13 protein-coding genes and 1 pseudogene are annotated in these 12750 nt (G+C 54.4%); 7 read left to right on the top strand and 7 right to left on the bottom strand.

Annotated features, from left to right (window positions below; translation table 11 throughout):
• Window positions 1-131: 131 nt before the first annotated feature.
• A pseudogene (locus K3819_RS13410) lies at window positions 132-1367 on the top strand (IS4 family transposase); the annotation flags it as partial.
• 86 nt (window positions 1368-1453) lie between these two features.
• On the opposite strand, the gene K3819_RS13405 reads toward K3819_RS13410, so the two are convergent.
• Window positions 1454-2188, bottom strand: a complete 735-nt coding sequence (locus K3819_RS13405; RefSeq protein ID WP_064595909.1) for an SDR family oxidoreductase — start codon at window positions 2186-2188, stop codon at window positions 1454-1456.
• Window positions 2189-2368: 180 nt separating this feature from the next.
• Window positions 2369-3313: an AraC family transcriptional regulator gene (locus K3819_RS13400; RefSeq protein ID WP_221399518.1), complete on the bottom strand. Its 945-nt coding sequence runs from the start codon at window positions 3311-3313 to the stop codon at window positions 2369-2371.
• Window positions 3314-3599: 286 nt separating this feature from the next.
• On the opposite strand from K3819_RS13400, the gene K3819_RS13395 reads away from it, so the two are divergent.
• The 5 genes from K3819_RS13395 (at window position 3600) to K3819_RS13375 (ending at window position 7021) form a co-directional block, all read left to right on the top strand.
• Window positions 3600-4364, top strand: a complete 765-nt coding sequence (locus K3819_RS13395; protein ID WP_221399517.1) for an SDR family NAD(P)-dependent oxidoreductase — start codon at window positions 3600-3602, stop codon at window positions 4362-4364.
• 177 nt (window positions 4365-4541) lie between these two features.
• Window positions 4542-4916: a hypothetical protein gene (locus tag K3819_RS13390; protein ID WP_085611829.1), complete on the top strand. Its 375-nt coding sequence runs from the start codon at window positions 4542-4544 to the stop codon at window positions 4914-4916.
• A gap of 19 nt (window positions 4917-4935) precedes the next feature.
• Window positions 4936-5193, top strand: coding sequence for an Atu4866 domain-containing protein (locus tag K3819_RS13385; RefSeq protein WP_039773158.1), 258 nt, complete (start codon window positions 4936-4938; stop codon window positions 5191-5193).
• Between the two features lie 81 nt (window positions 5194-5274).
• Window positions 5275-6192, top strand: coding sequence for an AraC family transcriptional regulator (locus K3819_RS13380; RefSeq protein ID WP_085611830.1), 918 nt, complete (start codon window positions 5275-5277; stop codon window positions 6190-6192).
• A 466-nt stretch (window positions 6193-6658) separates the two neighbouring features.
• Window positions 6659-7021 carry a DUF6124 family protein gene (locus K3819_RS13375; RefSeq protein ID WP_085690553.1) on the top strand — a complete coding sequence of 121 codons (363 nt, stop codon included), beginning with the start codon at window positions 6659-6661 and terminating at the stop codon, window positions 7019-7021.
• A 641-nt stretch (window positions 7022-7662) separates the two neighbouring features.
• Here the strand turns inward: K3819_RS13375 and K3819_RS13370 are convergent.
• Entirely contained in the window at window positions 7663-8064 is a 402-nt protein-coding gene (locus K3819_RS13370) for a hypothetical protein (protein WP_085611832.1), read from the bottom strand.
• A gap of 135 nt (window positions 8065-8199) precedes the next feature.
• Between K3819_RS13370 and K3819_RS13365 the strand changes: the two genes are divergently transcribed.
• The gene (locus tag K3819_RS13365) at window positions 8200-8667 is read left to right on the top strand and encodes a metallophosphoesterase family protein (protein WP_221399516.1); all 468 of its coding nucleotides are present in this window, start codon (window positions 8200-8202) and stop codon (window positions 8665-8667) included.
• Window positions 8668-8724: 57 nt separating this feature from the next.
• Here the strand turns inward: K3819_RS13365 and K3819_RS13360 are convergent, their stop codons facing one another.
• From K3819_RS13360 to K3819_RS13345, 4 genes are read right to left on the bottom strand one after another with little or no spacing between them, the layout of a single operon-like run.
• Window positions 8725-10335: an AAA family ATPase gene (locus K3819_RS13360; protein ID WP_085611834.1), complete on the bottom strand. Its 1611-nt coding sequence runs from the start codon at window positions 10333-10335 to the stop codon at window positions 8725-8727.
• 27 nt (window positions 10336-10362) lie between these two features.
• Window positions 10363-10863 (bottom strand): 4Fe-4S single cluster domain-containing protein, encoded by a 501-nt coding sequence (locus K3819_RS13355; protein WP_256575355.1) that lies wholly within the window; start codon window positions 10861-10863, stop codon window positions 10363-10365.
• Window positions 10864-10884: 21 nt separating this feature from the next.
• A complete protein-coding gene (locus K3819_RS13350) occupies window positions 10885-11514 on the bottom strand; it encodes a DUF2997 domain-containing protein (RefSeq protein WP_085611836.1) in 630 nt (209 codons plus the stop codon).
• A 2-nt stretch (window positions 11515-11516) separates the two neighbouring features.
• Window positions 11517-12509, bottom strand: a complete 993-nt coding sequence (locus K3819_RS13345; RefSeq protein ID WP_221399515.1) for a hypothetical protein — start codon at window positions 12507-12509, stop codon at window positions 11517-11519.
• Window positions 12510-12750: the final 241 nt, after the last annotated feature.

Below are 12750 nucleotides of genomic sequence, written 5' to 3'. Positions count from 1 at the left end.
GGCTTATTTGAATGGCACTTACTTAACAGCTAACCGATTGAGCTGAAAGCAAAAAATGAAGAAGGGCTGGCCTTGGTCTACGGTGATAGTTGCGAACACACACCAGAAAACCAAGGACACAGCCCACATGCTTGTATCCGCCAACGGAAACTCTGTCGATGTTCCTGGCTCAAGCGATGAGTGCCGATCGCTCCTGCCAGAATGCCGTCAACGGTTTCTCCATCAAGCGATCCTGTAGCGGCATGAAACCCAATAGCACTCGCACGGGCGCTTTCTGTAAGGCCAGGCAACGCTTGCCGGTAGAAATGGTTTCCATGCTGGTTCGACAGACCGGTTCGTCTATCAGTGATCAGGCGCCGCCTTCATGGCGATGGATGGGGCGACCTGTACGCCTTGTCGACGGGACAACCGTCTCGATGCCCGATACGGCTGCGAATCAGGGGGTCTATCCGCAATCTCGCGGGCAGAAAGTTGGCCTTGGTTTTCCGTTGTGTCGAGTGGTGGGCCTCGTTTGCCTCTCCAGTGGCGCCGTTTTAGATGCCGCACTTGGACGTTTCCGAGGTAAGGGCGGCGACGAACAGACGCTGCTCAGATCAATGCTCGGCACGTCGAAAACAGGCGACATCTTGTTGGGCGACGCTTACTACGCGACCTATTTTCTGCTGTGCGAGTTGCAGCGACGAGGTATCGATGGCGTGTTCGAACAATATGGCGCCCGACGGCGCAGCACGGACTTTCGTCTGGGCCAAAGTCTCGGTTCTGAAGACCACTTGATCGAATTGAAAAAGCCCGAAAGAAGGCCGCCCTGGATGAGTCAAACACATTACGAACAGGCCCCTGGAAGGCTGATAGTGCGAGAGTTGAAGACTGGCGGAAAAACGTTGGTGACCACCTTGCATTGCCCGAAGCAGACACCCAAAACAGCTCTCAAATCGCTGTACAAGGGGCGATGGCATGTCGAGTTGAACTTGCGAAATCTCAAGGCCACGCTGGGCCTTGGAAGGTTGAGCTGCAAAACCCCGGGCATGGCCGTCAAGGAGTTATGGGTCTATCTGTTGGCCCACAATCTGATCCGAATGCTCATGGCCCAATCGGCTCTCTTAGCGGACTGCTTACCTCGCGAACTGAGCTTCAAACACAGCCTTCAGCTATGGCTGGCGCTACGACAATATGGGAGTCCTGAAGACGGGGATGGTCTGGCGAACTTACTGATGCTGATAGCGCAAAGACGCGTTGGAAATCGACCTGGTCGTATCGAACCGCGAGCCATAAAACGACGACCTCAGGCCTACCCCTTGCTGACCAAGTCACGTCGGTCAGCAAGGGCTGAGGTCAGGAAAAAGGGGCATGCTAAACATGTTAAGTAAGTGCCATTCAAATCAGTCCCCTTTTTCTAGTCTTTATAGCCAGGCAGAACGGGGCACAAACCACGGGTGATTGCGCCCGGAACGGCTCAGTGCGGACTGGCGGTCGGACGAACCACGATCTCACTCACATCGACATCGTCGGGCTGTTCGATGGCATAGGCGAGCGCTCGCGCAATGGCGTCTGCATTCAGCGCCACACGGCGGAAGGCTTTCATTTCCTCGCGGGCCACATCATCCGAAATCGTATCGGCCAGTTCGGACTCGACCACACCCGGGCACACCACGGTGACGCGGATCTTGTCCGTTTCCTGACGCAGACCATCCGAGATAGCCCTGACCGCGAATTTGGTCGCGCAGTACACCGCAGCGGTCGGAGAAACCGCGAGGCCACCAATCGACGAGATATTGATGACCTGACCGAAACCCTGCGCCTGCATGTCCGGCAAGACGGCGGCAATACCGTGCAGTACGCCGCGAACGTTGACATCGAGCATCTGGTTCCATTCGTTGACCTTCAACGAGGCCAGCGGAGACAAAGGCATCACGCCCGCGTTATTGATGATCACATCGACCTTGCCATGTTGCGTCTTGGCGAACGCCACGAAGGCGTGCATCGATTGCAGATCCGTAACGTCCAGTGCGCAGGCACTTGCTGAACCACCTTCGGCCTGGATCTCGCTGACCAGTTTGTCCAGACGCTCGGTACGGCGGGCACCGAGGACCACATGCGCGCCTTTGGCGGCGATCAACCTGGCGGCCGCTTCGCCAATACCGCTGCTTGCACCGGTAATCAGGACGACTTTGTTTTGAATGTTCGACATATCCGTAGCTCCTGCTGTCTGCATTGAGGTTCAGCACCGACCGCTGAAGACGCGTTCGTTGCTGCGGGGTACGTCGAAAAGATTAAGGGCGCGGGCCTCGTCGACGCGTGCCGAAACCTGCGCAACTTTTGCCTATTCGTGTCTGTGTGCATCGCTTGCAAATTTGTGATGAAGCGCCGCTCACGCCCCACGGAACTCGCTGGGCGTTACGCCCACTTCACGCCGAAAGACCTGCGAGAAGTGACTGGGGCTCGAGTAGCCGACCTCCAGCCCGACGTCGATGACGCTAAGACGGGTTTCCAGTAGCAGGTGCCGTGCACGAACCATGCGCAAGCGGATGAAGTACTGCGATGGCGACAGTCCCGTCGCCCGCTTGAACAGGCGACTGAAGTGGTAGTCGCTCAGCTCGGCAAGGCTGGCCAGTTTGGCCAGGCTGAATTCAGCGCTCAGATGCGCGCTCATGGCGTCCGTGACTTTGCGCAGCTTGTAGGCTTGCAAGGCGTTGACCCGACGCCCGGGCTGGCTTTCAGCAAGATAGCTGCGCACCAGATGCACGGCCAGCGCCTGCGCCAGAGAGCGGGCGAAAAGCGCGCTGGGCGAGCGTTCCAGGAGCAGCTCGGTGCGCAACTGCTCCATAACAAACGCGACGCGCCCGTCCCGTGCCCCTGAAACATCGCGTAACCGCACAGACCCGGCGTGCTGGCCCGACAGCTCTCGAGACGCTTGCTCGATCAAGGGCAGCCCCAAATAAAGATGCATGACTTCGAAGGTATCGCCTCCGTGCGTCTGCCATCGCATTTCATACGGCTCATCGGAACTGGTGAGGAAAAAATCGCCGGCACTGACCTCGGCAGCTTCCCACTCGCCCCCCAATGCGCGCTCCTCTACCGTCGCCGCCCCGGCCAGAACCAGAACGAGCAGCGGCTCCACCACTGCAGGCACGAGAATGGGCTCAGTAACACTGCGATGGGTAAACAGCTGAATCACCACGTCCGTGATTTCCGGACGCGAGGGTAACGCCTGGGGTTCGCCTGGCAGGAACTCCCCCATCGACTCGCCGTTGATGCGCAAGTCTCGAGAGGATGTCGACAACGCGTCCTGGGAGGTACGCCCGGTATTTGCCATGAACTCGTCCTTTTCAGATTCGGCCGTGCGAAGCCAGACAGGTCTCCGATGCTTGCCCGCACGCCGTGTCACGGTGACCGGCTCGATGATATCGGGCTTTTCCCGTGGGTTGAATCGAGCACCGAACCTCCCTCACTGACATTCAGCGCAAAACCCCGACAGCGTGGGCAATCTCACGAAAGCCGACTTTGCCTCGCTGCGAGACAGTAGGCCCGTCGCCGATGAAAGCGCCTCGCCGGCGCCGACACGGCTTATCCCTACTCGATCAAAAACGCTGGAGAACATCATGACCGACTTCAAGAACGGCACCCCAAACGAAGTGGCCGGTAAAGTCGCGCTGGTCACTGGCGCGGCCAGTGGCATCGGCAAGGCCATCGCACTGCTGCTGCATGCTCGCGGCGCCCAGGTCATTGCTGAAGATATAAACCCTGAGGTGGAAGCACTGGCCCGCCCCGGCCTGGTCCCCCTGGTGGCCGACATCACTCAGGACGGGGCAGCCGAACGCGCGGTCGCCCTGGCCATCGAGCAATTCGGACGGCTGGACATTCTGGTCAACAACGCCGGCATCATCATCAACAAACTGGTCATCGACATGACCCGCGAAGACTGGGAACGCATTCAGGCGGTCAACGCCACGGCGGCCTTTTTGCACAGCCGGGAGGCGGTCAAAGCGATGATGCCCAACAAGTCCGGATCGATCGTCAACATCGCGTCCTACGCTTCCTATTTCGCCTTCCCCACCATTGCCGCCTACACCGCCTCCAAAGGCGCGCTGGCCCAACTGACGCGCACCCTGGCGCTTGAGGTCATTGGCCACGGCATCCGCGTCAATGCTGTCGGTGTCGGCGATGTGGTGACCAACATCCTCAACAATGTGGTCGACGACGGCCCTGCCTTTCTCGCCCAACATGGCGAAGCGGCGCCGATCGGCCGCGCCGCCCAACCGGAAGAAATCGCCGAAGTGGTCGCGTTCATCGCCTCGGATCGGGCCAGCTTCATGGTCGGTTCGGTGGTCATGGCCGACGGCGGCATGACTGTCACGGCCGGCTGAGCCGCAGCACAAACGCGCCGCACGGCATGCCCGACCAGCCCGAGAGGATCAGGCAAATCTGCGGCAGTTTCGTCCTAACACCGCTGCGCTCGGCTACGTAATCTGAAAGCACGCAACGGATGCACACACAGGCCACGGCAGGCCGCTCAGATGAACAACGTCAATGAGGACTGAATAATGAAAAACGCAAAACGGCTTTCCCTTTCACTGGTGATCGGCGCGATGGTGGCCTGCGCGATCAACCTTTCCTCGACCAGCCTGTACCTGGCCGCTGACGGTGCTGATCGAACTCCCGGCATGCGCGTGAGTGAAGGCGGCAGTGACCGCACTCCAGGGTTCCGCGTTGCCGCAGATGGTTCGGACCGCACGCCAGGCATGCGCGTCACTGAAGGCGGCAGTGATCGCACTCCAGGGTTCCGCGTTGCCGCAGATGGTTCGGACCGCACGCCAGGCATGCGCGTAACTGAAGGTGGCAGTGATCGCACTCCGGGTTTTCGCGTTGCCGAAAACGGCTCTGATCGCACGGCTTTGGGCCGTATCGGCTCAGTCTGAAAATCCGAGGAAAAAAGTGATGAAAGATGCCAAAAAAACCACTCAGGACCATCGTTACGCAGGCATGTGGGTCACCGCGGATGGATTCATCCGTCATGAGCTTCTGACGACTGGTCGTTACGACGAGGCCCGTGGTAAAAACAAGAGCGCCTATCAGGGCCGTTACGAACTGGTCGGTGATTACATCCAGTACTGGGACGACACCGGCTTCACCGCTGATGGCCACTTTCATGACGACGTGCTGTATCACGCCGGAATGATCCTCTATCGGCAATGAGTACTTTGATGATGTCGGGTGAATATCGTCTGCCTGAAAAGCTTCAGGCAGACGCTCATGAACACTTGTGAGAGCCTTGAAATGGAACAGAGCGATGCTTTCATCCTTCAAAACACAGCCGTCTACCGTGACGAACTGGTTCGCCTGCTGACGCAACGCTTTACCACACCCGGGATCTATGAGACCGCCATAGCTCCCCTGCATGTCATCCGTTTCGATGCACCTTCGGAGCTGATCCATACCGTGCACAAACCGGCACTTTGCCTGATCGTGCAAGGGCAAAAGGAAATCGGCCTGAGTGACGACCACTACCTGTACGACCCCCTCAGCTACCTGGTGGTTTCGGTCACCCTTCCGGTGTCCGGTCGCGTGCTGATGGCGAGCCCGGAGGCGCCCTACCTGTGTATCCGGTTTGATTTCGAGCCCACGGAAATCGCTCAGGTCATCGCCGACGCTCCGCCGGCAGGTGTCCCGGACGAGCCGGAGCTTGGTCTTTTCCTCGAGAAAGTCGATGTGCCCCTGCTGGAAACAATGCTGCGGCTGGTTCGGCTGCTGGAAACACCGAAAGACATCGGCATGCTGGCACCGCTCGCCCTTCGCGAGTTGTATTACCGCCTCCTGCGAGGCGTGCACGGCCGTCGTCTGTACGAGCTTGCCCTCGGCGACTCGCAAACACGGCGAGTAACACGGGCAATCGATTGGTTGAACAACCACTACACCCAACCCTTGCGCATCGAAGAACTCGCCCGGGTCGCCAACTTGGGCAACTCCACATTGCATCATCGCTTTAAGGCAGTGACAGCCATGAGTCCGCTGCAGTATCAGAAGCAACTGCGCCTGCAGGAAGCCCGCCGTCTGTTGCTCGGCGAAGGGCTGGATGTGGCGAGCGCCTGTTATCGAGTGGGCTACGAAAGCCCGTCGCAATTCAGTCGGGAATACAGTCGCCAGTTCGGATGCCCGCCCTCCAGAGATGCCAGCCGGGTTCGGAATCCTGCGTGATGGCCTGGCCAGCGGCTTAGGGATAGAGCCAGTTCAGGGCAGCAGAGCGCCGGGGAAAGATCCAATACACCGGTTATTGAAGGAACCCTCGGAGATTGTTTAAGGGTTTCGGCCTTCGCTGTTTAAAGACACTCAGCGTTACTTCCTCAAGGCTACAACGCCTTGCGTCATTGCCTACGACTACGCCAGAATCCGCCGGCTTGTGCGTCTGGGGCACGGGTTTTATCGTTTCCGGGTCACTGAAAAACAGTGATCGGGTTTGGTAGCCCGCTTCGTTCTAGACTCATGGCGTCACCGTGTGCAGCCCTTTCTCTGGGCTCGGATTTCATGGTGGTCATGCGTGGGGCTCATTCGTGGGCGCCGGGTTCTAGTGCGACCGGTCTACCAACCCGCGTATGGCCGCCACCCAACGTTTGGTAGCGAAGGGTGATGGTTCCTTTTGGTAATCGCGCTAGAGGATTTATCCATGTTCAAACCAACACCCAACCCACCAGAAACCGATCCAGTCTCCCCCTACAAATTCCCCGACTCCCGAACCCTCAACGAAGCCGCCGAACGCGCCCTCGATCACTACCTGACTCCGCAGCAACGGATCATGGGCAGCCACCACAAACACGACCCCATGTATCTGGCCAACCCTGCGTACAACACCGAATCCCTGCTGGCCAACGCCAGCGAATCACTGGGATCGGCGAGCGAAATGCTCAATAACTTTGCGGCCACGCTGGAGCCTGCCCATCGCAAGACTGCGATCGGGATTGCGCAGTTGGTGATGCTGAGTGAGTTGGCGGTGAATCAGGCGTTGGATCATGTTGAGGTGAAGAGCTAAACGCTAGCCCTCTTTGGTGACCGACTAGTTCGGAACGACAGAGGGAATGAGCGTTGGCCGAAGCTGCCATTGTGAATGGCAGCTTCGGCCAACAGCAGTCGGTGGACAGACTACGGGCAAATGGATTGTGTCCTGCTACCCTCTTTATCGTAGTCGGGCTTGCCGTCATCCCTATCGCGTTATCCCTCGATAGATCTCGCGCTTACCACGACATGGCATGTCAACTAATGTGAAGGTGTCAGGATAACGCCATGAAAGTTCGATGCCCTAGCTGCGGTTATATCGCAGACAAGCTTCCGCCAAGCCTTAGGTGTCCTAAATGCGACGATTTTTCCCACGACTGGCTGATTTATGATTGGGAAAGCTTTGCTTCAACGAAGCGTCGACATATTAGATACAACTTATTCATTATTGGCATGACTCTAATTAATTTACTGGTGGCGGCCACCTTGAAATCAACTGACGTATTTCAATGGTTGTTCACCTTATTATTTATCCCAGCCATTATCAGTTTGTTTTATTGTCGAAAACAGCTTGAGAGTGAATCGGAGTATGAGGGGCATAGAGGCAGAGCATTACCTTTCTGGCTTTTCGGTTTCGGGGGTATCTAAAGCGGCTAACAAATCGAATCAAAGTCGAACCTACTTCGAAAGCCCATTTGCGCCGTCGTCGACCTCACGCAAAATTCTCATCAGCTCAGGCCGCGTCCACTTCTCCCAAGGAAACACATCCCGGTCATCGTCGCTGTGCCAATACTCGCCTGCATCGAATGCCTGATAGATAGAAAATGCCGGCTGGGGCATTTCCGCGTGAATGGACAAGTCGACGATATCGCTGATGACAATATTCATCACCTCATCGCAGTAATGAAAATCGCGAGTGCCCGTGATAAACAGTCTTGCTACTGAGATCGTCAATTGATTCAACAGATCGCGACTGTCAATCTGCAGATGTTCACACATCACACTTAATTCCGGGTTTGGGGCCTTCTCAAGGACCGCAAGTACGTAATCAAGGTTGTCGTCACTCAGACCTTTGTTCATGGGGTGAAAGTACTCGGTTTTGCCATGGATTCAGGGCAGGTTTGTCAGAAAACCATACTGCCAGATGTGCTGTCGAACTTCTGCTATGGCTCGAAACCAGCCACTCCCACCCAAACCACCAACGGAGAGCCACCCATGAAAACCGCCCTAATCTCCGACACCCACAACCTCCTCCGCCCCGAAGCCCTCGCCGCGCTCCAGGGCTGTGACCAGATCATCCACGCCGGCGACATCGGCAACGCGGACGTCCTCGCCCAACTGGCCAAAATCGCCCCCGTCCACGCCGTGCGCGGCAACAACGACCTCAATAGCCAATGGGCCGAAAACCTCCCCGACCTCCTGACCTTCACCCTCAATGGCTGGGCAACCCTCCTCGTCCACAACATCGCCGATGTCCCCGCCGATCTCGATCCGGGTATCAAGCTCATCATCACCGGCCATTCCCACAAACCCCGCATCGAATGGCGCGGTGACCGTCTCTACGTAAACCCCGGCAGCGCCGGCCCTCGGCGTTTCAAGTTGCCAGTCACGCTGGCGATCCTCGAGATACAACCCGATTGCATCGAACCGCGCCTGATTTCCCTGCTGGATCCACCCGCCTGAAACCGCTAACGTTCCCCCATCCAGAAAAAAGCCTGTCCCACTGAAAATCACCTCAGATCAAAAGTCAATTTGCCTGCCGCCGATCTGAGTTTCCGTATCATTCTGGCCGGCAACCATGGCCGAAGCGCTGATTGCGTTTTGATTGGCCCAGTCACGCAGTTTTGTAAACTCGTCTTTGCGCATTTTGCTCATGGGTACCAAACGCGAAATAGTCGTTTCAAAATCAGCCATGGTCAGGTCACTTGCATCACCAGTGCCGCTCATTCGCCGTGAAAACGCCTCAATCAGCGAGTCCCCGACCCACGCTTCGATTTCAGCACCTGAAAGCACAACGTCTTTACCAAAATTCGACTCGCCTCCCAGAGCAGACAATCGATCCAGATCAAATTTTTCCGGGTCACGTTTCAACTTCTTCAGATGTATTTCAAGAATCTTTTTTCTTTCCAGTGTCGACGGGAAGTCAACGAAAAATATTTCGTCAAACCGCCCCTTCCGCAACAGTTCCGGAGGCAAACTATTGATGTTGTTAGCAGTAGCAAATACAAAAACAGGCGCCGTCTTTTCTTGCATCCACGTCAACAGCGTGCCGAATACGCGTGTGGCCGTGCCACCATCAGAGGCTCCTCCGGAAGAACCGGAAAGTCCTTTTTCAATTTCGTCGATCCACAGGATGCAAGGCGAAATAGCTTCGGCAGTGTGTAGTGCGGAACGAATATTTGACTCTGAAGAACCCACCACGCCCTGGAAGATTTTCCCCATATCCAGACGCAACAAGGGCATGTTCCAGGACGACGATATGCACTTTGCCGTCAGCGACTTGCCGCAGCCAGGGACTCCGGTCAAGAGCAAGCCCTTCGGGGTTTTGACACCAAACTCCTGAGCCATTTGCCCAAAACACTGGCTGCGCAAATGAAGCCACTTCTTGAGAGTCGCCAGCCCTCCAACATCCTCAAGATTTACCGTGGAGTCGATGTACTCCAGGATGCCTGTCTTCCTTATGATTTGTTTCTTTTCGAAAAGCAGATCCTTTACGGTACTTTCATTGACACTAAGACTGGATACCAGTGAACGAGACAAACTGTTGTCAATTTCTAACCCCGTGAGCCCCAAAGCGGCGTCAATGAGTTTATCTTTGGTTTCACCAGTCAGGTCGATCTTGACGCTAGTGTTGCCATGCCAGGAATTAACAAAATCATTGACCTGACTTTTAATTTCTTCTCTCGACGGCAAAGGGAAATCAATCAACGTGATTTCTTTCTGAAGATCATTGGCAATTTCAAAACTTGGCGCCACGATGATGCAATTACTTCGATATCCACGCGAACGAATATTTATGGCCAGATCCCGAAGCCGACGGCGATAGACAGGATTCGAGCTTGGGGCAAGGTAATTATGAGCGTCACAAAAGACAAAAATGTTTTTGCTGTTTTCCTCCTTGGCTCTTTCTTCGCAAAAGTCCAGGGCCATTTTCAAATCAAAGGTTTTATCCCCGGCCACGGCGCCATTGATCTGAACACCCATCGTCGAGTTCCAAACGAACAAACGATGGCTGAGCGTCTTGGCGATTTCAGAGATTTCTTTGAGGGCGCGCTCTTCCTCGAACGTTTCAATGACCAGAATGGCGTAACGCGCCTTGAGGTAATCTGTTATCTGCTTGGTACGGTTCATGCCTGTTATCCCTGCGCCTGAACTAAGTTATACATGCACCGGAAGACCGGTTTTGGTAACCCCGGAGTTTGAAACAACAAACTCGACAGGTCTCCTGGCACGGAAAAAGTCGATATCAACCCTATCACTTGTTTTGATAATCAGTTTGTGCTGATAGGGATGTTTCGCGTTTTGCAGATACCGGCCTGCCAGCGTCAAGTCTACGGCCTTGACAACTCTAATCATGGCTTCATTTTGGAATATCTCTTTTGGCGTATAGCCCGTATAAAGTATCCAGTTTTTCTCACCATTGACGGCATGTATCAGCTTTTCAAGGGCTGGCGCCTGGTCGAGCGGCTCCCCCCCGGAAAGAGTAACCCCAGCGATGTCGAGTGCATTGATCTTCTTTGCCAGGTCATGAACAGACATCAGCGTACTCGCCTCGCGAGCGTGGGTACTCTGATTGAAGCATCCCTTACAATTCAGCGCGCAACCCTGCACCCACAGTGTCAAGCGCAACCCGGGGCCGTTAACGCTGCTCAAGTCCATGTGATGTACATTGATTTCCATCTAGAAATTGGCCCTGAGAATTTGAAGGGTTTGCTCTTCATGGACTACGGCATAGGCTGGCTTCCACTCGGTCACGAGCTCCGCAGTAGGACGGGAAAGAAGTGCCTCAAGCTCTTCAGTGAGTTTTGTGCAAATATCGCCTTTGACGCCATGCACTTCCTCCATCACCTCATCGCCTGTAAAAGTGACATGAATGCTGTATTCGTAGCTGGGTCCGAACTCAACCTCAAAGCCTTGAACAGTTTCTTTCACTCTTGATGGAAAACCTGACGCATCTATGCGTTTTACGGTTTCATCGATGGCCACGCTGATATAGGCTTTCTGAAAGCTTAAAGCCAAATCAGACATGATCGCTTCATCGTTGGCCGAAACAGTTTCCCGTTCGATGAGGAGTTTGTAGGAACCCTCCTCAATCTGACAAACAAACAGACTGAACTCACCAGCCGTGCCATAAATAGCTCTAAATTGTTGCTGCCCCATATAGCCTATTGCGCTCAGCACCTTTTTACTGAAGTCGCTGGCAAACATTGAAACCAGGCCGGTTGTCGGGGTGAGGCCCATCTTGCCGAAAGCTTTGGCAATGGCCTCTTCATCAACATATGAAAATTCAAACTTCGTGCAATGAGACATTGTTAAAGCTCCAGCCTGCGACCGGAAACAGTTACTTCGGCATTCTGGATAGCGTTCAACACTTCAGGAGCAACCTCAATATTGCGTACAGGTGCCCCGGCGGCAAGCGTTGCATCAGCCGAAACATTTTCTGAAGTCGAAGCTGAACTGTTGGAGTTGACCACCACCCGACGTCTTTTGGTTGTCTGTGGTGCATCCTGGTCACTCAAGAGGCTTGCATCAATTGCGTCCAACAGCCCTCGAATTACCATAAACGGGTTTGATGTGAGCTTGTCATAGAGCCCAATGTAAAACAAAGCATCGACACCATCATTGAACTCCAGTTTCATGGCATAACTCTGACCATCCTTACCAACGATACCAATGCCCGAGACTTGATTCAGGTCCTTTGACAGTTTCGTCCAAGCCTCTCCATCAAATGACGCTAGAATAAACTTGGTCGCAGTTGCGGCAAAAGCATTACTACCAGCCTTAACCTCCTCGGCATCAAAATTCTGGTAGCTGATCAGAACTTTCTCCCCTGCAGAAAACCCCAGAGCGGTGGTCAGATATTCATTCGTCGAAAAATCGACATCCGCGTGAAATCTCGCGCTTTTAGAGTAAATATAAACAGCATAAAGAGCTGTTGATCCATAACCTATTGACTTCAGCGCGTCTTCTGGAGAAACCGAGGCACAAACAGCAAAAATCAAAACAGTAATTGCATAAGCATAGTTTATGTACTTCTTCGAACAGAATCTTTTATCTCTATAAAACTTGAATGTTTTTCCAGGCACATATTTTTTTGACGGTGCAAGTACAACGCTGCACGCACCAAAAAAAACCACCGCAATAAAACCCACCATAGCGTGGCGAATTTGCCCTTTTTTCAATGTCTCAACGAACATCCACGCACTGCCAGCGATGAAAGCAGGTATGGCCGCAAGCAAGAAAAATCCTATTATCTTGCCTTTGATCTCCATCACCATTTTCCACATCGGGATAGTTTTTATCATTTACAAACCTTTTTGAGTGGGCAGAAGTGAGTAGCACCGGGGTAGCGATGATGGCTCTATGCTACATGACCATCTTTGGTTTATCACGTTTCAGGAAAGGTCGCGTTACAGGTGCACCTCTCCTGCGTGGCCTTGTAAGTGTCGGCAACTAACAACATAAACTACCGCCCACTTCATCTCCCTGCTGGATCCCCCTGCCTGAAACCGCTACCGTTCCCTCCATCCAGAACAGGGAACCCAC

It is taken from the genome of Pseudomonas sp. 3-2 (genome assembly GCF_019710535.1).
Classification (GTDB): Bacteria; Pseudomonadota; Gammaproteobacteria; order Pseudomonadales; family Pseudomonadaceae; genus Aquipseudomonas; species Aquipseudomonas pharyngis.
This window is presented reverse-complemented; position numbering and strand designations above follow the sequence as displayed.

Coding starts and splice junctions, on each gene's coding strand:
- K3819_RS13375 (WP_085690553.1), top strand. CDS start 6,659: ATGTTCAAACCAACACCCAACCCACCAGAAACCGATCCAGTCTCCCCC.
- K3819_RS13380 (WP_085611830.1), top strand. CDS start 5,275: ATGGAACAGAGCGATGCTTTCATCCTTCAAAACACAGCCGTCTACCGT.
- K3819_RS13345 (WP_221399515.1), bottom strand. CDS start 12,509: ATGATAAAAACTATCCCGATGTGGAAAATGGTGATGGAGATCAAAGGC.
- K3819_RS13360 (WP_085611834.1), bottom strand. CDS start 10,335: ATGAACCGTACCAAGCAGATAACAGATTACCTCAAGGCGCGTTACGCC.
- K3819_RS13365 (WP_221399516.1), top strand. CDS start 8,200: ATGAAAACCGCCCTAATCTCCGACACCCACAACCTCCTCCGCCCCGAA.
- K3819_RS13355 (WP_256575355.1), bottom strand. CDS start 10,863: ATGGACTTGAGCAGCGTTAACGGCCCCGGGTTGCGCTTGACACTGTGG.
- K3819_RS13395 (WP_221399517.1), top strand. CDS start 3,600: ATGACCGACTTCAAGAACGGCACCCCAAACGAAGTGGCCGGTAAAGTC.
- K3819_RS13385 (WP_039773158.1), top strand. CDS start 4,936: ATGAAAGATGCCAAAAAAACCACTCAGGACCATCGTTACGCAGGCATG.
- K3819_RS13370 (WP_085611832.1), bottom strand. CDS start 8,064: ATGAACAAAGGTCTGAGTGACGACAACCTTGATTACGTACTTGCGGTC.
- K3819_RS13400 (WP_221399518.1), bottom strand. CDS start 3,313: ATGGCAAATACCGGGCGTACCTCCCAGGACGCGTTGTCGACATCCTCT.
- K3819_RS13350 (WP_085611836.1), bottom strand. CDS start 11,514: ATGTCTCATTGCACGAAGTTTGAATTTTCATATGTTGATGAAGAGGCC.
- K3819_RS13390 (WP_085611829.1), top strand. CDS start 4,542: ATGAAAAACGCAAAACGGCTTTCCCTTTCACTGGTGATCGGCGCGATG.
- K3819_RS13405 (WP_064595909.1), bottom strand. CDS start 2,188: ATGTCGAACATTCAAAACAAAGTCGTCCTGATTACCGGTGCAAGCAGC.